16 protein-coding genes are annotated in these 18,308 nt (G+C 50.5%); 10 read left to right on the top strand and 6 right to left on the bottom strand.

What is annotated here, in order from left to right; translation table 11 throughout:
* The first annotated feature begins 61 nt into the window (after window positions 1-61).
* From AC6R03_RS16235 to crp, 8 genes are all read left to right on the top strand, one after another.
* Complete coding sequence (locus tag AC6R03_RS16235; RefSeq protein WP_500630346.1) at window positions 62-268, top strand: hypothetical protein; 207 nt, start codon at window positions 62-64, stop codon at window positions 266-268.
* 102 nt (window positions 269-370) lie between these two features.
* Complete coding sequence (locus AC6R03_RS16240) at window positions 371-1,048, top strand: YjbF family lipoprotein (RefSeq protein WP_500630347.1); 678 nt, start codon at window positions 371-373, stop codon at window positions 1,046-1,048.
* Window positions 1,049-1,096: 48 nt separating this feature from the next.
* Complete coding sequence (locus AC6R03_RS16245) at window positions 1,097-1,864, top strand: capsule biosynthesis GfcC family protein (RefSeq protein ID WP_500630348.1); 768 nt, start codon at window positions 1,097-1,099, stop codon at window positions 1,862-1,864.
* Between the two features lie 2 nt (window positions 1,865-1,866).
* Window positions 1,867-4,092: a YjbH domain-containing protein gene (locus tag AC6R03_RS16250; RefSeq protein WP_500630349.1), complete on the top strand. Its 2,226-nt coding sequence runs from the start codon at window positions 1,867-1,869 to the stop codon at window positions 4,090-4,092.
* 154 nt (window positions 4,093-4,246) lie between these two features.
* Window positions 4,247-5,749, top strand: coding sequence for an SH2 domain-containing protein (locus AC6R03_RS16255; protein ID WP_500653675.1), 1,503 nt, complete (start codon window positions 4,247-4,249; stop codon window positions 5,747-5,749).
* A 174-nt stretch (window positions 5,750-5,923) separates the two neighbouring features.
* Entirely contained in the window at window positions 5,924-6,136 is a 213-nt protein-coding gene (locus AC6R03_RS16260; RefSeq protein WP_500629854.1) for a YheU family protein, read from the top strand.
* 94 nt (window positions 6,137-6,230) lie between these two features.
* On the top strand, window positions 6,231-7,100 hold the full coding sequence (locus tag AC6R03_RS16265) for a phosphoribulokinase (RefSeq protein WP_334554657.1): 870 nt from the start codon (window positions 6,231-6,233) through the stop codon (window positions 7,098-7,100).
* Window positions 7,101-7,357: 257 nt separating this feature from the next.
* Entirely contained in the window at window positions 7,358-7,990 is a 633-nt protein-coding gene (crp, locus tag AC6R03_RS16270; RefSeq protein ID WP_004410522.1) for a cAMP-activated global transcriptional regulator CRP, read from the top strand.
* A 168-nt stretch (window positions 7,991-8,158) separates the two neighbouring features.
* On the opposite strand, the gene AC6R03_RS16275 is transcribed toward crp, so the two are convergent.
* From AC6R03_RS16275 to AC6R03_RS16300, 6 genes are all read right to left on the bottom strand, one after another.
* Entirely contained in the window at window positions 8,159-8,959 is an 801-nt protein-coding gene (locus tag AC6R03_RS16275) for a DUF1338 domain-containing protein (protein ID WP_500630351.1), read from the bottom strand.
* Between the two features lie 119 nt (window positions 8,960-9,078).
* On the bottom strand, window positions 9,079-10,536 hold the full coding sequence (gene astD / locus AC6R03_RS16280; RefSeq protein WP_500630352.1) for a succinylglutamate-semialdehyde dehydrogenase: 1,458 nt from the start codon (window positions 10,534-10,536) through the stop codon (window positions 9,079-9,081).
* A 59-nt stretch (window positions 10,537-10,595) separates the two neighbouring features.
* Window positions 10,596-11,615 carry an arginine N-succinyltransferase gene (gene astA, locus AC6R03_RS16285; RefSeq protein ID WP_500630353.1) on the bottom strand — a complete coding sequence of 340 codons (1,020 nt, stop codon included), beginning with the start codon at window positions 11,613-11,615 and terminating at the stop codon, window positions 10,596-10,598.
* 111 nt (window positions 11,616-11,726) lie between these two features.
* On the bottom strand, window positions 11,727-12,938 hold the full coding sequence (locus AC6R03_RS16290; protein ID WP_500627499.1) for an aspartate aminotransferase family protein: 1,212 nt from the start codon (window positions 12,936-12,938) through the stop codon (window positions 11,727-11,729).
* Between the two features lie 515 nt (window positions 12,939-13,453).
* A complete protein-coding gene (locus AC6R03_RS16295; protein ID WP_500630367.1) occupies window positions 13,454-14,038 on the bottom strand; it encodes an aminodeoxychorismate/anthranilate synthase component II in 585 nt (194 codons plus the stop codon).
* A gap of 130 nt (window positions 14,039-14,168) precedes the next feature.
* Window positions 14,169-14,711, bottom strand: a complete 543-nt coding sequence (locus tag AC6R03_RS16300) for an FxsA family protein (RefSeq protein ID WP_500630354.1) — start codon at window positions 14,709-14,711, stop codon at window positions 14,169-14,171.
* A gap of 270 nt (window positions 14,712-14,981) precedes the next feature.
* Here AC6R03_RS16300 and aspA point away from each other — a divergent pair, with 270 nt between their 5' ends.
* Both aspA and AC6R03_RS16310 read left to right on the top strand, forming a co-directional pair.
* Window positions 14,982-16,433, top strand: coding sequence for an aspartate ammonia-lyase (gene aspA, locus AC6R03_RS16305; protein WP_500629848.1), 1,452 nt, complete (start codon window positions 14,982-14,984; stop codon window positions 16,431-16,433).
* Window positions 16,434-16,625: 192 nt separating this feature from the next.
* Window positions 16,626-17,933 (top strand): anaerobic C4-dicarboxylate transporter, encoded by a 1,308-nt coding sequence (locus tag AC6R03_RS16310; RefSeq protein WP_500629847.1) that lies wholly within the window; start codon window positions 16,626-16,628, stop codon window positions 17,931-17,933.
* Window positions 17,934-18,308: the final 375 nt, after the last annotated feature.

The following is an 18,308-nucleotide window of genomic DNA, read 5'->3' on the forward strand; positions in this document are numbered from 1 at the left end:
GGGGCTATGCCCTTTTACATCGATGTTTAGTAAGTAAATTTACTTCAAGGAATAAAGTAACATGAAAAAAATTGCACTAGCTATGCTAATCGCAATGGGCGTTTCTGGTACAGCTGCAGCAAATGAAGCTGCAGGCGCTTCAACTGCGGCTGGCGCTGGCGCTGGCGCTGCTGGCACTGTAGTAGTCACAACAGCAGTACTAACAGCTGCTCTAGTTGTAGGTACTAGCAGTGATGGTACTGACGGTTCGACCGACGGTTCGAACTAATATCGTTAGATGCTCATAATCAAACACCCTTAGCTAAGCTAAGGGTGTTTTTTTAGGTGACATTCTTTTATATTGCCTTATTTGCCCCGTTAGGATTACAGGATGTTAACGCTTAGGAACCCACTTCGTTTCATTTTTTCCGCCGCACTTCTTCTTCTCATATCAGGATGCACGCAGCGCTTCGAGGATATCAATGCGACCTTCAAAGAGGTCGTATGGGGTTCAGAAGATATTCACTTACCTAAAGCTCATGTCGATGAACTGCCTTACGCAAGTATCTACGCCCGAATTAATGACGGTGGACAAATTTTCATGGTGCTCGCGTTTGCAGATACCAACCCCGAAACAGGTCGAACTCAACTGCAATGGCTATCAACAGACCGCGCTATGATCGCCACTGAAAATGGTCGTATTGTAAAAACCCAAGGCCTCCCTTTTGCGAACCTTGCCGGCCTTAGCCAGGTCAATCAGCCGATGCCCGATGTCGGCACAAAAAGTGAGTGGCAAGCGGAGTACGACTGGCAGCCTGGGTATTACTACGGTCAACGTGCCAACGTCAGCTCAAAAGAGGCAGGCCAAGAAACCGTGACCTCACTATTGTGGGAAAAAAGCACCACGAAAATCACCGAGCAGGTGTCGTTTGCTGCGCGCCATAGCGACATGATCAATCATTTCTGGCTCGACGATACCAATCAAGTGGTAAAAACCAAGCAATGGCTGGTGCCCGATGAGCTCTTCATTGAGCTTGAAATTTTAAAACCTTACATCAAAAAACAATAACGGCACTGACACGCCTATTTCTGCACAGGGATAGATAGGACATTCATCATGTTAACACCCATATCTGCACGCCTTTTAAGTGTGCTCTCTATGCTGCTGCTCAGCCTGTCCACTTACGCTGAGACACTCATCGTTGACTTACCTAGCAGTGAGATTTCGCTGCAATACTCAAGCCCTGTTCGTCTTGAACAAGTGCTCTCTGATGCGCGTGAGAACACACCTCCAGGAACTTGGCACGCCTACCCACTGGGTCATCGCTTGTTTAATCAAAACAAACAACGTGAGGCACGCCAGCAGAAACAGCAGGTGATCAATCGCCTCAATGATGCCTTGCAGGAAGGCGCATGGTTTACCGACAACACTGAGCAGAAACGCTCGATAGGTATGCTGCTCGAGAACGTCAAACAGTGGAACATCGGCTATCGCGAGACGCTGTCGCTCGACTACGATGACATCCGTATCCACCCTCGTCGCAACCCTCAACTCAGTGGCCATTTCACCCTAATAGCGGGTGAGCGTACACCGAGCATCCAAATTGAAGGCCTGCTATTTAGCCCGCACCAAGTGGCGTTTGATGCCAATAAAAGCGTCAGTGATTACCTTGCCTCGATTCAAGCGCACCCGAGCGCGCACAAGAGCAAAGTCTGGGTGATTTACCCAGACGGGGAAATTGAGCGTGTCGGTTACGCTTACTGGAACGATCAACGCACGACGCTTGCACCCGGCAGCGTGCTTTTTCTTGGCTTTGATGTCGAATCTGGGCCACTTTATGATTTAGAACCACAGTTGGTTCGCCTGCTGAGCATGAGGAAGTAACCATGAGTCGCACTTTACCTACGTTTGTCTTCTCCTCATGTGCGCTACTGGTCAGCCAAGCACTACATGCCAACCAAGATTGGCAAAAAGCCGACTGGGCGGTATCCCAAAGTGACTTTGGTGGTGTTGGCCTGATGCAAGTCCCGACCGGGCGTATGGCCCCCGAAGGGGAGTTTAACCTAGGCATCAATTACAACGACGACTACTACCACTATACCGCGACCGTTCAGTTGATGTCGTGGTTTGAGACCACCATTCGCTATACACGCGTACCTGACGTGTTATACAACTCAAACCCTGCCTACAGTGGCGATAATCTCTACACCGATAAAGGCATCGACTTCAAGCTTCGCCTTCTAGATGAGAGCTATTGGCTGCCTGAAGTCTCCGCTGGCGTAAGAGACTTTGGTGGTACTGGCCTATTTGATGGTGAGTTCGTCGCCGCCACCAAACGCTTTGGAACACTGGATGTCACATTCGGTATGGGTTGGGGCTATTTAGGTGAGCGCGGAAACGTCACTAACCCTTTCTGCAAAGCGAGTGACAAATTTTGCGACCGTGACTCCAGCTTTAAAAATAATGGCGGCAGTGTCGATTTTGAACGTTGGTTTAAAGGCCCAGCCGCCCTTTTTGGTGGTTTAGAGTACCAAACCCCGTATGAGCCACTGCGTCTAAAAGTAGAATACGAAGGGAATGACTACAGCCGAGATTTCCCGGTAACCCGAGGCAATAAACCTATGCCTCAGCACACACCATGGAACGTTGGCCTTAACTACCGCGTCAGTGACTGGGCCGACGCCAAGGTCAGCTATCAGCGCGGTGACACCCTCACTTTGGGCTTGAACATTTACACCAACTTCAATGATATTGCCGCTAACTGGCGTGATGAGGAGAAGCCGCAAAGTGTGCTAAGGCCAAGCGCTCAAAACACCGACTGGCAAGCGATGGCACAGCAGCTAGAGAACAACGCCGGCTACAAGCAAAATCGCCTCTACAAGGAAGGAGACGTACTTGTCTTGACTGCAGAGCAAACCAAATATCGTGACCGAGACGAAGCGCTCGAGCGCAGTGCACTCATCATGAATAATCAAGCGGATACGTCCATCGAGACCTTTAAAGTCATCGAGACCAAAAATGGCGTGCCGTTAACCCAAACCACCATTGATCGTGCAGAGTTTGCACATGCGGCCAATGCGCTCTCTATCGATGCCAGTGTGCCCGATGCCTTTGAGCATGGTGAGCCTCAAAATAGCTCTCATGCTTCACCCCCCCTTGCGACGACAAAAGAACGCTGGACTTATGGCATCGAACCCAAACTGACCCAATCATTAGGTGGCCCAGAAGGCTTCTATCTATACAGTTTAGGACTCAATGCTGGTTCTAGTCTTTGGTTGACGGATAACATCGAATTTGGTGGTTCAATTTACTTTAACTTGATAGACAACTACGACAAGTTTAACTACGTCGAGAACTCACCACACATACGCAACCACGCCACTCCTCGTGTACGTACCATGTTCCGAGCGTATGTGCATGACAACCCAGTACGTCTCAACCACTTGCAGTTGACCTGGTTTGAGCAGCCCGCCCAAGACATCTACACCCAAATGTACGGTGGCTACCTGGAGATGATGTTTGCCGGCGTGGGCGGCGAAGTGCTCTATCGCCCAAGAAATACCAACTGGGCCGTGGGCGTGGATGCCAACGTCGTAAGCCAACGAGATCCTAACTCTTGGTTTGGCGTCTATGACGATGAGTATTTCTATTACAGCGGGTATGATGCCGATAACTGTGATGGAAGAAGCGATCCTTGGAGATGTAAAGCTTACGTTCTTGACCAAGGCTTTACCGGCCACGTCACTGGCTACTATATGCCGCAGTGGCAATTCTTTGACGGTACCCTGTTTAAAGTCAGCGCAGGACAATTCCTCGGCGGTGACATCGGTGCGCGCGTCGATTTCTCTAAACAGTTTAAATCCGGCGTGACCGTCGGTGCGTACGCCACCTTCACCGACCTAACCGCAGATGAATATGGCGAAGGCAGTTACAACAAAGGCTTCTACATCTCTGTGCCGTTTGATCTTGTAACGGTCAAACCAAGTACCGGCCGAGGTACCATAGGTTGGGAGCCCATCACTCGTGATGGTGGTCAAATGCTCAACAAGCAATATGATCTGTTTGATGTCACCGACCCTCGCTCACCTTGGTATCAACGCCCAGGCAACTGATGCTCGGTTAAGCCTTCACCCAATCTCGCCGCCTCCCAAGGGCGGCGCTTTTTTATCAGCACTTTCACCATTAATATAAATAAGCTCCGATACCGTACAACGGCATAACTTTTGCTTTCTTATACCCATGCACTTTTGACTCTGAGGCGAGATTTTGACGATGACTTTAACCAAAAAGGCGAGCGTATTAGCCCTACCTTTACTGCTCCTAGGCTGTGGCGGAGGGGAAAGTGGTGGAGGTTCATCACCACAACCAGTAGCGAAATATACACTGAACTTTTACGCACTTGTAAACGTCGCCCAGAGCGCGGTTTCCAACTGTGCTGTTTATGGACAAGATGACGAAGATAACCCAACAGAATACACGGTGGCAAGAAAAGCAACCGGACAGAACCTTAATGTGTATGTTCACAATGAGGATGGCTCATTAAAGCAAAGTTACAACAATACGAATTGGTCTAATGGTAGTTTTACTTTTAATCAGAGCGTTGTGCCATCAGACGGTTATTTAAGCATAGTAGCGACCAATACGGCCGCTGGGTTTACCGGATACGACATCCTAACAATGGAAAAGTCACTAATTCCCTCCAGTTTTAATATCAATGCGAAAGGCGAGACCTCACAAAGCGCATGCATCACCAGTACTAGCCAATCTTCACCACAAGATTTTACCGGCCACATATCTAACGACGGTGATTCTCAAGATGGGTGGTTTGCTTTCCACTCAGCGCAAGAAGAGGTGAGCGGTGCGCAAAATAGCCCGATTGAATTTAGTAGCATCTCTAAAAAAGATGTATTAGCCGCGAGATATTGTCGCGAGACTCCCACGCCGACAACCTGTAACGCAGGTGAATTACTTAAGTTCAAATTTGTCACCACCGCTAACCTTGGCACAGCGGCAAACCCAATCGAGCTCAATGATGTTGATGACAGCAGTTTAGTTTGGACACCTGATACCTCAGCAGAGACCACCATCGATCAGGCGAATCTGAACGTTTACCGTTCAGGCACTGGGGCGATTTTGTGGCAAGCTCTCAATACTGCATCAGCCAGTTCGTATAGCTACGCCAACAGCCTAGACGCACTCTATTACCTTAACGTATCTGGTGACCACTCATCATGGGACTTTGAGTACACGAAACAACCTCAAAATGTTTCAGTCGAAATAGACGAATCTTCAACACTGACAGATAGCAATATTCCCGCGGTTATCACAGTATCTCCACCCACTTTAGTTGGATGTTCTGGATATACCATGGACTGCGTTGAAGGCTACGATACCACACCACCTGCATCCCTCGACCTGCAAAGAACCTTGGTTCAATCTACGCTCGGTAACACCTCGACAAGACAAAGTATCTACGCGACGGCAAAGCAATATCAACCACTCATGTCGTTTGATAACGGTATCGACACTAGTTGGAACTCTTCCCTTGATAAAGTGGAAGTATCGCTCGTCGAAAGCGCAGCAAACAGCGATGTCGAGGACGCTCTATTGACCAGTAATTTTGATGCTTATGCTATCGCCAACAATACTTATTTAAGTAAGAACTACGCTGATAGCATCGGTGTACTAGAGAACTCAGCAACCATTGAAACTACGCTCAATAAACTCCTGTTCACTGAGTACAAGATTTTCAGATATAGTCATCAATAAGTTCGCAAACTTAATCAAGACTGGGCAAAAAATCGCCCATTATTTTACCAAGGGAGAGCCATCGCGCTCTCCCCTGTACGTTTACCGCGAGTGCATAAAGCCCCTAGAACCCCGCTAGGAACTAGGAACTAGGCACTAGCGACTAGGAACTCCCCCATCAACCAACGAGGCCCTATGATCATCCCTTGGCAACAGATCGCCCCTGACACCCTAGACAACCTGATCCGTGAATTTGTGCTGCGTGAAGGGACAGACTATGGCGAGCAGGAAATCTCTCTTGACGAGAAAATCGCCCAGATCCGTCAGAGCTTGGTGAGTGGTGAAGCGGTGGTGGTCTATTCAGAGCTGCATGAGAGCGTGGATATTCAACTCAAATCAAAGTTTTAATATTTCCAGTGCGTTAAAAAACGCCATACCGTGATCAATCAATAGAACATGCTATATTGGTCATCATTTGACAAGGAATAAGACAAGGTTTGTCATGTCAGCAAAACACCCCATTATTGCCGTAACGGGTTCTTCCGGTGCGGGCACAACCACGACCTCTGAAGCGTTTCGCAAAATGTTTAACATGATGCGCGTGAAACCGGCTTGGGTGGAAGGGGACAGTTTCCACCGCTTTACGCGCCCAGAAATGGATGTCGAGATCCGCAAAGCGCGCGAGCAAGGACGCCACATCAGCTACTTTGGTCCGCAGGCGAACGACTTCCCTGCGCTGTCTGAGTTTTTTAAGCAGTATGGCAATGAAGGCACAGGGCAAATTCGTCGCTACTTGCACACCTTCGATGAAGCCGTGCCCTACAATCAAATGCCGGGTACCTTCACGCCGTGGCAAGATTTGCCGGAAAATTCTGACGTGCTGTTCTACGAAGGACTGCATGGCGGCGTGGTGGATGGTGAGGTCAACGTCGCCCAACACGTCGACTTTTTGATTGGCATGGTGCCCATTGTGAACTTGGAGTGGATTCAAAAATTCGTCCGTGACACGCGCGATCGCGGTCACTCACGCGAAGCGGTAATGGACTCGATTGTCCGCTCGATGGATGACTACCTCAACTACATTACCCCGCAATTTTCGCGTACCCACATCAACTTCCAACGCGTGCCGACCGTCGATACGTCCAACCCACTTAACGCTAAAGGCATCCCAAGTTTAGATGAAAGCTTTGTGGTGATCCGCCTGCGCGGCATCAAACAGGTCGACTTCCCATATCTGCTCGCTATGATTGATGGCTCTTTCATGTCGCGCCACAACACCATTGTCGTGCCGGGGGGTAAGATGAGTTTTGCGATGGAACTCATCGTCAGACCTATCCTACAGCAACTTATCGAGACGGGTAAAATTGGCTAGCGATCAGTCCTAAGACCCGTTTACTTGTCATACCGTGATCATGTGCACATTTTTGCGTAAACAATCACCAACTTGACACGATTAAAATCAAGAAATCCCTTTTGAAAAAGGCTACTATTTGTAACCGAAACAAAGATGGCTTGCAGCATTGAATAAGTGCTCTTATCCTAAAAAGCCTTGTTCAGGGCTTCGCGTCTTTTACTGGCGCGACAAAAATGGAAAGCGGCAAGCGTACCCTGCAGAGGAAGTGAGATATTATGGTTCTAGGTAAACCTCAAACCGATCCAACATTAGAGTGGTTCCTGTCACATTGTCATATTCATAAGTACCCATCAAAAAGCACATTGATCCACGCCGGTGAGAAAGCAGAGACGCTTTACTACATCGTCAAAGGCTCTGTGGCGGTACTGATTAAAGACGAAGAAGGTAAGGAAATGATCCTTTCTTACCTAAACCAAGGTGACTTTATCGGTGAACTTGGTCTATTTGAAGAAGATCAAGAGCGTACCGCTTGGGTTCGTGCTAAATCACCTTGTGAAGTTGCAGAGATCTCATTCAAGAAATTCCGTCAGCTTATCCAAGTCAACCCTGACATCCTAATGCGTCTATCTGCGCAAATGGCAAGCCGCCTACAAGTGACGAGCCAAAAAGTCGGTGACCTCGCCTTCCTAGACGTGACAGGCCGCATCGCGCAAACGCTACTTAACCTAGCGAAACAGCCAGATGCTATGACGCACCCAGACGGCATGCAAATCAAGATCACTCGTCAAGAGATCGGTCAGATTGTCGGCTGTTCACGTGAGACCGTTGGCCGTATCTTGAAGATGCTTGAAGAGCAAAACCTGATCTCCGCCCACGGTAAAACCATCGTCGTCTACGGCACGCGATAGGGTATTAGAGGCGAGTTCCTAGTGGCTAGTTCCTAGAGAAAACCTTTAAAGATTAAGAAAGCCACCCTGTCTACCAGCGGTGGCTTTTTATTTACCAGGCCCTAGCCCAATCACCCACTACCCATCACCCATTTCACCAGCCCCCCTCTAGGAACTAGCAACTAGGCACTAGGAACTTCCCCCATCCGTACTCTCAAATATCTTATCCGCTGACGCCGCGACAAACCCCGGGTAGAGCTCACCATTACTCATCGGATAGCGTTTAGCGAATTCGTAGAAGCCGCCTGGGATCACTTGCGTACCGTCACTAAAGCTCACCTCGACTTTGTCTGCCATGGTGGACGATTGCTCAAGCAGTACCTCTGGTGAGCCTTTCACTTCGCCACCCGACTCATTGATGACAAAGCCCGCTTGGCGCAGGTGCTCATTCACCGCCGCGACCTCGTCAAATGCCTTGAGCTGATTAACGCTTACGGTGAAATGGTTGGCCCCATAGCCGTGCGCCGCAAGCCATGCTGCGTACTCACTCTCTTGGGCGAGGGTTTGAAAATCTTCATAGCTGAGATCCCACAAACGGCCCGCATACAAAAACTCATGGCTTTGCAGTGCGGATGCCTCCACTTGTGCCACCAGCTTGCTGACAATGCTTTGCAGCGGCGCTGAGCACTCTTCGACTTTCAGCTCACTGATGAACACTTTTGGCAACGTCGGATCGGCGTGCTCGTAGTGCTTGGCGACCAAGTGTTTGCTCTCAAACAGGTAGTCACCACACGCTTGGTAACCCAGCGCAATAAATGGCGCAGCCAATGTCTCGATACCGAGCGGCGCAATGTTAAAGGTACGCAGCGCAATATGGTCATTGATCAGCGGTTCATCTTCTTCTAAAAGCTGATGAACCTTGGCTGCTTGAGGACATAGACGGGAAATATAGTCTTGCCACAGTAAATCGAACAGTTGAGCAGGCGTCATAACGTCTCCATGTTAATCGTGAAGCTGAATCGTAAAGCTGGTTCTTTAAAAGAATGGCTTAATCACAAACCTAGCAATGAATCGAACACCTTGGGCTCCAAGCGAGCCCAAGGTACGTCTTACAGTTCTACACCCGGGCTTAACGTCTCAGGCAGCAAGGTGTGCTCTCCTTCCATCGACGCCATAGGGTAAGCGCAATAGTCCGCAGCGTAGTAAGCACTTGGGCGAAGGTTGCCCGAGGCGCCCGGTCCGCCAAATGGCGCATCGCCACTCGCCCCAGTTAATTGGCGGTTGCGATTGACGATGCCTGCGCGAATGTGATCAACAAAGTAGGCCCACTCATCATCATCGGTGGACACCAGTCCAGCAGAGAGGCCAAAGCGGGTGTCATTGGCCAGCTCAACGGCGCGCTCAAGACCTTGATAACGCACCACTTGCAGCAGCGGGCCAAAATACTCTTCATCTGGCAGCGCATCGATGGCCGTGACATCAATAATCCCCGGAGTGACAAACGCCGCCTCGCCCGCTTTCGCTTCCACCAAGCTCACACCACCAAGGCTCTGCAAGTTCGCCTGTGCGTTGAGGATAAAGTGTGCCGCGGCTTTCGAAATTTGTGGGCCCATAAAAGGCGCTGGCTCTGCAAACGGCTGATCGACGCGCAGCTTGCGTGTGGCCGCAACCAAGCGATTGACCAAGGCATCGCCTTTGTCGCCCACAGGCACATAGAGACGTCGCGCACAGGTGCAACGCTGCCCGGCACTGATAAAGGCCGATTGCAAAATGGTGTAGACCGTCGCGTCCAGCTCACCATAGTGCTCACTGATGACCATAGGGTTGTTGCCGCCCATCTCCAGTGCCAGCATCTTGTCTGGCTGACCGGCAAATTGGCGATGCAGCAGGTGACCTGTATTGGCGCTACCAGTAAACAGCAGGCCATCAATGCCTTTCGACTCTGCTAGCGCAATGCCCGTCTCTTTGCCCCCTTGGACTAAGTTGATCACGCCCGCAGGCAATCCCGCTTGTTGCCACAGCTTCATCGCTAGCTCACCGGTCAGCGGCGTTTGCTCTGACGGCTTGAACACCACGGTGTTGCCCGCCAGCAGCGCTGGGACAATGTGACCATTGGGCAAATGACACGGGAAGTTATACGGGCCAAACACCGCCATCACACCCAACGGGCGATGGCGCAGTACAATTTGGTTACCCGCCGCTTCGCGGGTACTTTCGCCTGTGCGATCATGATAAGCGCGAATAGAGATGGCAATCTTGCCCGCCATGGCCGCGGCTTCTGTGCGCGTTTCCCACAACGGCTTGCCGGTCTCTTTAGCAATCACTTCGGCTATCTGCTCGCTGCTCTCTTTCACTTTTTCAGCAAACGCCAGCACGATGGCTTCGCGCTGCGCAAAGCTGAGTTTTTTCCATGTCTGAAAGGCGTTTCTCGCCGCGCTGACCGCCGCTTCGACTTGCGCGCTAGACGCGCTGTCACCCTGCCAAATGACCTCGTCATTGTACGGGCTGGTTGAATTCATCGGCTCGCCTTGTCCGGCCAGCCACTCTCCTGCAATCCAATGAGTCATGTTGTTTTCCTTGTCCAATTCTACTGCCAGTACTGGGCTGACTATCGCTGGGCTGACTATTACTGAGCCAGCATGCGCACGTAGTCACCATCGCCGACTTGCAGCGCGTTCGCCACCTCTGGCGCTAGGATGACCGAACCCGACTCTTTGTCGTACGCCGCTTTGGCGGCGGTGGCTCTGAAGTTCTCAAATGAGGTGTTAGCAATCAGGTAATCCTGAGAACTGGCGTGTTCAGAGATGCTAACTTTGGCTCGAAACGATTCTCGCACCGACTCAATATTGCGCACCTCACACTCAACCGTTGGGCCGCCGTCAAAAATGTCTACGTAGTTACGACAGGTGAAACCCTCTTTCTCTAGAAGGCGCAGCGCCGGCTTGGTGTTCTCGTGCACTTGGCCGATCACCGCTTGCGCCTCTTTGCTGAGCAAGTTGATGTAAATCGGCAGCTTAGGCATCAAATCGGCAATGAAACCTTTTTTACCGATCCCGGTAAGATAATCCGCCATGGTGAAATCAATCGAGAAGAAGTGCTCTTGTAGCCATTGCCAAAATGGCGAGTTGCCGTTCTCATCAGAGACACCGCGCATCTCGGCAAACACCGTTGTCGAGAAGCGATGCGGATGCTCGGCCATCATCAAAAAACGACACTTCGACATCAAACGACCATTGAGCCCGCCACGGAAACTGGGTCTGAGGAATAGCGTACAAATCTCACTGCATCCGGTGTAGTTGTTGCCAAACGTGAGCAGTTTCACCACGTTATTCACGCCCAGTTTGGGGGATGAGTGAACAATGGTGCTAATGTGGTACGAGTAAAACGGGACATCCCAGCCAATCGAGGCTTCGATTCCGGTACACCCGGCCACTTCCCCCGTCTCGCTGTCAAACCCAACCATCAAATAGCCTTCGTCACCGGGATCGGTCACATTGGCTTTGCCGAAACTGTATTCGGAATGGGTAATGCGGTTCGTCAACAGCTCTTCGTTGACGGGTAGAGAAGTAAATCCGTGACCAGACTCCACCGCACATGTGTGCAACGCGTCATAGTCCGAAATAGAGATAGGGCGAACAACCAGCATCGATACTCCCTCCTGATGCTATTTAAGTGCCTAGTTCCTAGAGGCGAGTTCCTAGAGAAAGGAAATCCTCACTCTAGGCACTAGGAACTAGAAACTAGGCACTCACAAAACCTAAACCAAACTTGCGATGGCTTTATCTAAACGAGCGAGACCTTGTTCGATCTCTTCTTTGCTGATCACCAGTGATGGCGTGAAGCGCACGACATTGGCGCCGGCAACCAGTACCATCAGGCCTTCTTTACCTGCGGCGACCAGAACATCACGAGCGCGGCCTTGCCACTGCTCATTCAGTGCAGCGCCAAGCAGTAGGCCTTTACCGCGAATTTCGTCGAACAGGTGGTACTTGGCATTGATTTTGTTCAGACCATCACGGAACAGGGCTTCACGCTCTGCAACGCCCGCCAATGTGTCTGGTTGGCTAACGATATCAACCACGGCCTCAGCGACCGCACACGCTAACGGGTTACCGCCGTAAGTCGAACCGTGTGTGCCCACTTTCATGTGCTCCGCGAGCGCATTAGTGGTCAGCATTGCCCCAATCGGGAAACCGCCACCGAGTGATTTCGCTGTACTCAAAATATCAGGCGTCACACCCAAACCTTGGTAGGCGTAAAAGTTGCCAGTACGGCCGTTGCCGGTTTGCACTTCATCGAAAATCAGCAGCGCATTGTGCTTGTCACACAGCTCGCGCACCGTCGCAACAAACTCGTCCGTTGGCGAGATAATCCCGCCTTCGCCTTGCAGCGGCTCCATCATGATGGCGCAGGTGCGATCTGAGATATGCGCTTTCAGCGCTTCAACATCGTTGTAAGGCAAGTGCGTGACATCGCCCGGTTTCGGGCCAAAACCATCCGAGTAAGCCGCTTGACCACCGACCGTTACCGTAAAGAACGTTCGGCCGTGGAAGCCTTGTTTAAAGGCAATAATTTCCGATTTTTCAGGGCCAAACTTATCAGCTGCCACGCGGCGAGCCAGTTTGAGGGCCGCTTCATTGGCTTCTGCGCCTGAGTTAGCAAAGAAGACCTTCTCGGCAAAGCTCACTTGGGTCAGCTTTTTCGCTAAACGCAGCGCTGGCTCATTGGTCATCACGTTGCTCAGGTGCCACAGTTTTTGACCTTGCTCGGTCAACGCCTTCACCATCGCAGGGTGACAATGCCCCAAGCAGCTCACGGCAATCCCCCCTGCAAAGTCGATATACTCATTACCTTGCTGATCCCACACGCGAGCACCCTCGCCTTTCACTGGAATCATCTCCATTGGGTTGTAACAAGGCACCATCACCTCATCAAACAGACCGCGTTCTACGTTCACTTCAGTTGTCATCGTCTTTCCCTCTCGATACTGCTCACTGGATCGCTGTTGCTCGATATCTCTTCATTAAACGTCTCTTCGTCCATTGGTGTCGCTCACGACGTTCGCTTATCACGTTACCAATAGAGACAGAAAAAGAATGTTTTGCATATCAGCCATCACAGCATTGTATTTACAATTAATTAACCATTTCAATAGTGATTTATTCTTTTTAGAGACATCATAGGAGGCAAAACCCTATTGAGCTTGAGTATTTATGCACGATGCCACCCCTTTTATGAAGCAATTTATTCTTATAACAAAGATAAGCAGGGGTTTAACCCAGACGCAACAAGGCGCTAGCCCAGAGCACCACTTGGCTAGCGAATAGTTTTTCACTCGCTATGCAAACGGCAAGTTATGAAAGAAATGTTAAGAAAAGTGATCTGAGTGCGGTTTTCAGCACAGTAGGAAAGAGACGAGTGTTGCGCGCGGCTTGCTGATCGATTTGAAGACGGTTTTAAACTATACGCATTCAATCATGCGCGTTAAACCAGGCGCGTCAGGAAATTCGCCAGCAGTTGATGCCCTTGCTCGGTTTTGATCGATTCCGGGTGAAACTGCACCGCGTCAATCGGCAGAGTGCGGTGTTGATAGCCCATGATCTCATCCATGCTGCCATCGGCGAGTGTCGTCCAAGCCGTGAGCTCAAACTCACTCGGCAGGCTGTTTGCCTCGACCACCAACGAATGATAGCGCGTCACCGTCAGGGGGTTATTGAGCCCTTTAAAGACGCTCTTACCCGTGTGGGTGATGGGGGAGGTTTTGCCGTGCATCACTTGACGCGCACGCACGACGTTGGCGCCAAAGGCTTGGGCAATCGCTTGATGCCCCAAACAGACACCGAGAATCGGCAGCTTACCGGCAAAGTGGCGAATGGCCGCTAGGGAAATCCCCGCTTCATTGGGCGTACATGGCCCAGGCGAAATCACCAAATGGCTTGGCGACAGCGCCTCAATCTCTTCAAGCGTGATCTCATCATTACGGCGCACCAACACCTCGCAGCCCAACTCACAAAAGTATTGGTAGAGGTTGTAGGTAAACGAGTCGTAATTGTCGATGATCAGTAGCATGAGTGACGATGACACACAGGTTGGTTTTCACTGGGGCGGTATTGTGCAACACCATGCCAGAAAGGCAAGGGAAAAGCGCAAAAATAAGGCCAGCAAACGCTGGCCAGAGGTTCAACTCGCCTATGCGTGGTTACTTTAATTTTGGCTTGTCATTCTCATCGTCTTTGCGTTCGTACTCACCTTCAAACGTTTTCCCCTGTGTCGAGTTAGACTCAAACGGCGAGGCGCCGTCACGATGGAAAGGGTCTTGATGAGAAGGATCTTGATGATAGTGAGAGAATGGGTCATGACCAAAGCCACTCTGCCCACCTACTGAGCGAATCACCATTTTGCTCATCAGCGTTTTGGCGATCATGGCACGGGGCGCCGGCAGTAACACCAACATGCCTAATGCGTCGGTCAAAAAACCGGGAGTGAGCAGTAAGACACCCGCCACCGCCAGCATCACGCCTTCCATGATCTGCTGCGCGGGAAGCTCACCTTGTGCGAGGCGCTGCTGCACCGACAGTAACGTCGCAACGCCTTGGCTGCGCACTAAAGAGGCGCCGACAAACGCGGTGACCAGCACCAGACCGATGGTCGGCCATAAACCAAGAAACCCACCCACTTGGATAAACAGGCCGATTTCAATAATAGGTACGATGATAAATAGTAAGAGTAAGATAGGAAACACACGCCCTCCTTTGTTGCCCTCAGTGTACGCGCAAAGCCTGTACAGGCACAAATCTAAGCGGTAAAAAAGTGTTTACCTCTCACGATGAAACTTTCAGTAAATAAATATAAAAAAGGTGATCAAGTTACTATTTTTATGCGCTAGGTGCAGTATGATGTGCCACATAAGTCAGGACGGATTTATAGCCCAAAATTCTGATGAATGGATTCTTAGACTACAGAATGGCTAGCATTTAACTTTATTATCAGAATAATACTCTAAGGATCCTGTATGGCTACCCTAACCGATGCCACTAAGGCACTTTCCCCTGCAACACGTCTTGAAGAAGATTTATTGGGTGAGCGTCACGTCCCTGCCGACGCTTACTACGGCATCCACACCCTACGTGCGATTGAAAACTTCAACATCTCCAACATGACCATCTCCGACGTGCCGGATTTTGTCCGCGGTATGGTGATGACCAAAAAAGCCGCGGCGCTGGCCAATAAAGAGCTGGGTGTAATTCCAAAGGATGTGGCGAATTATATTATCCAAGCGTGTGATTTGATTCTAGAAACCGGCAAGTGCATGGACCAATTCCCATCAGACGTCTACCAAGGTGGCGCGGGCACGTCGGTCAACATGAACACCAACGAAGTGATCGCCAATATCGCCCTCGAATTAATGGGCAAGGAAAAAGGCGAGTATGACTTCATCAACCCAAATGACCACGTCAACAAGAGCCAGTCGACCAACTGTGCCTACCCAACCGGTTTTCGCATTGCGGTGTACAACAGCGTGCACAAACTGATTGAATCGATTGAATACCTCAAAGGTGCGTTCGAGCTTAAGAGCCAAGAGTTCAAAGATATCCTCAAGATGGGCCGCACTCAGCTGCAAGACGCGGTGCCAATGACGGTCGGTCAAGAGTTCCACGCTTGGGCGGTGACACTCAACGAAGAGATCCGCGCGCTTGAGTACACCTCAAAGCTTCTGCTCGAAGTGAACCTAGGCGCAACGGCCATCGGTACTGGTCTCAACGCGGCGCCGGGCTATCAAGCAGCGGCAGTCAAACACTTAGCACAAGTGACTGGTCTTGATGTGGTCCCTGCGGAAGATTTGATTGAAGCCACCTCAGACTGCGGCGCCTACGTGATGACGCACGGCGCGCTCAAACGCCTAGCGGTGAAGCTATCTAAAATCTGTAACGACTTGCGCTTGCTCTCTTCTGGTCCTCGCGCGGGTTTGAACGAGTTAAACCTGCCACAGCTGCAAGCGGGCTCTTCCATCATGCCTGCTAAGGTCAACCCTGTGGTGCCTGAAGTGGTTAACCAAGTCTGCTTCAAAGTATTGGGTAACGACAACACCATCTCTTTCGCGGCAGAAGGCGGTCAATTGCAGCTTAACGTGATGGAGCCAGTGATTGCCCAAAGCATGTTTGAGTCGATTTCGATTCTGTCTAACGCGTGCGTGAACTTGCGCGACAAATGCATCGACGGCATTACCGTCAATAAAGAAGTGTGCGAAAACTACGTCTACAACTCGATTGGTATCGTCACTTACCTCAACCCATACATCGGACACCACGAAGGCGACATCGTCGGTAAGATTTGTGCTGAAACCGGTAAGAGCGTACGTGAGGTGGTGCTAGAGCGTGGATTGCTGACGCCAGAAGAGCTCGATGACATTCTTTCGGTTGAAAACTTCATGCGTCCAACGTATAAAGCCAAGCGCTACGAGTAAGCGCAAAAATAGGGCCTGCGGGCCCTTTTTTAGGCACGCATCCGGTAACCACACTTTTCCTATGGATTACTCTCACACAAGGTAAACAACACGCAGTGATTATCTAAACCTTCATGCCGCTGGCCGACTCTCAGCAGCGCGAAGCATTAGATAATCAAAATCAAACGTTAAACATTATACGAGGATATAGCTATGGTCGCAGTGGAGCTCATTGTTGTTCTGCTCTTCATTTACTTGGGAGCAAGAATCGGCGGGATTGGCATCGGCCTTGCCGGTGGTGCGGGTGTGATTGCCCTGTCTTTGGTGTTGGGCGTGCCCACCAGTCAGGCGTTCATTCCTGTTGACGTTATCTTAATCATTATGTCAGTGATTACCGCGATTGCCGCCATGCAAGTGGCCGGTGGTATGGACTGGCTGGTTCAAGTAGCGGAAAACTTTTTGCGCAAACACCCTGAACGAATCACTTTTTACGCACCGATCGTCACCTTCTTAATGACCTTGATGGCGGGGACTGGCCATACGGCGTTCTCAACCTTGCCTGTGATTGCTGAAGTGGCAAAAGGCCAAGGCGTGCGTCCTTCTCGTCCGCTGTCGATTGCCGTCGTAGCCTCGCAAATTGCGATTACCGCATCGCCAATCTCAGCGGCGGTCGTGGCGTTTGCGGCGATGTTGGCGCCAATGGGCGTGGACTACCTCACGCTACTGGCGGTCTGCATTCCGACCACCTTTATTGCTTGTATGATTGGTGCGTTTGTCGCCAACTTCATGGGTAAAGAGCTTAAAGACGATCCTATCTACCAAGAGCGTTTGGAAAAAGGGTTGATCAAATTGAGCAGCGACACACAACGCGAGATCCTGCCAACAGCGAAAACCGCGACCTACATTTTCTTGGCGGCGATTGGTTTTGTGGTCTGCTACGCAGCGGCGATTTCAGGATCAGTCGGCCTAATTAAAGACCCTGCGCTTGGCCGTAACGAAGCCATCATGACCGTGATGCTCGCGGCAGCAGCAGCCATTGTGCTGGTGACCAAAATCGATGCAGCGAAAATCCCATCAGCCGCGACCTTCCGCTCAGGTATGACGGCGTGTGTCTGCGTGCTGGGTGTTGCATGGCTTGGTTCAACGTTCGTTAATGCGCACGTGGCAGAAATCAAAGAGCTGGCAGGCGATCTCTTGTCTGATCACCCTTGGATGTTGGCGATGGTGCTGTTTTTTGCCTCTATGCTCCTTTACTCACAAGGCGCGACCACAGTGGCGCTTATGCCTGCCGCGCTAGCGATTGGTGTCGCGCCGCTGACTGCCGTTGCGTCCTTTGCTGCCGTCAGTGCCCTGTTTGTACTACCGACCTACCCAACGCTGTTGGCCGCGGTTGAGATGGACGACACTGGCTCAACGCGCATCGGCCAATACGTGTTTAACCACCCGTTCTTTATTCCTGGTGTGGTGACCATTGCCTCGGCGGTGGCACTTGGCTTTACCTTTGGCGGTCTGCTGATCTAGTCTCAATAAGACGTCATAAAAATAATTCGATACAAAGGGAGCCGAGTGCTCCCTTTTATTTTGCACTGAATAAAAAATCACAGATCACAGACGGTTTTTGATTGACATCAAAATAGCGTTAATTAATAAAACCTTCTCGTTAACCAAATCGATTGAATAAAATTCCCAGCGTTTATTTACGCCGCTATTAAATCCATTCACTCTTTCTAAAAAAAAACAAAAACCAGCATAGAAATCCAACTATTTCACTTGAATACCCTAGCGATTTTTCCATGCAAATTTTGGCAAAGAATATAGGGCAGTAATTTGTGACCCGCTCCAAGGTTAATCTTTGAGACGAAATTTACACTAGTTCTAAATTCGATCATGCCTATC

It is taken from the genome of Vibrio sp. R10-SG-ISO4 (genome assembly GCF_059834135.1).

Excerpts from the sequence above, each read along its gene's own strand:
- AC6R03_RS16235 (WP_500630346.1), top strand. The coding sequence starts at position 62 with ATGAAAAAAATTGCACTAGCTATGCTAATCGCAATGGGCGTTTCTGGT.
- AC6R03_RS16240 (WP_500630347.1), top strand. The coding sequence starts at position 371 with ATGTTAACGCTTAGGAACCCACTTCGTTTCATTTTTTCCGCCGCACTT.
- AC6R03_RS16245 (WP_500630348.1), top strand. The coding sequence starts at position 1,097 with ATGTTAACACCCATATCTGCACGCCTTTTAAGTGTGCTCTCTATGCTG.
- AC6R03_RS16250 (WP_500630349.1), top strand. The coding sequence starts at position 1,867 with ATGAGTCGCACTTTACCTACGTTTGTCTTCTCCTCATGTGCGCTACTG.
- AC6R03_RS16260 (WP_500629854.1), top strand. The coding sequence starts at position 5,924 with ATGATCATCCCTTGGCAACAGATCGCCCCTGACACCCTAGACAACCTG.
- AC6R03_RS16265 (WP_334554657.1), top strand. The coding sequence starts at position 6,231 with ATGTCAGCAAAACACCCCATTATTGCCGTAACGGGTTCTTCCGGTGCG.
- crp (WP_004410522.1), top strand. The coding sequence starts at position 7,358 with ATGGTTCTAGGTAAACCTCAAACCGATCCAACATTAGAGTGGTTCCTG.
- AC6R03_RS16275 (WP_500630351.1), bottom strand. The coding sequence starts at position 8,959 with ATGACGCCTGCTCAACTGTTCGATTTACTGTGGCAAGACTATATTTCC.
- astD (WP_500630352.1), bottom strand. The coding sequence starts at position 10,536 with ATGACTCATTGGATTGCAGGAGAGTGGCTGGCCGGACAAGGCGAGCCG.
- astA (WP_500630353.1), bottom strand. The coding sequence starts at position 11,615 with ATGCTGGTTGTTCGCCCTATCTCTATTTCGGACTATGACGCGTTGCAC.
- AC6R03_RS16290 (WP_500627499.1), bottom strand. The coding sequence starts at position 12,938 with ATGACAACTGAAGTGAACGTAGAACGCGGTCTGTTTGATGAGGTGATG.
- AC6R03_RS16295 (WP_500630367.1), bottom strand. The coding sequence starts at position 14,038 with ATGCTACTGATCATCGACAATTACGACTCGTTTACCTACAACCTCTAC.
- aspA (WP_500629848.1), top strand. The coding sequence starts at position 14,982 with ATGGCTACCCTAACCGATGCCACTAAGGCACTTTCCCCTGCAACACGT.
- AC6R03_RS16310 (WP_500629847.1), top strand. The coding sequence starts at position 16,626 with ATGGTCGCAGTGGAGCTCATTGTTGTTCTGCTCTTCATTTACTTGGGA.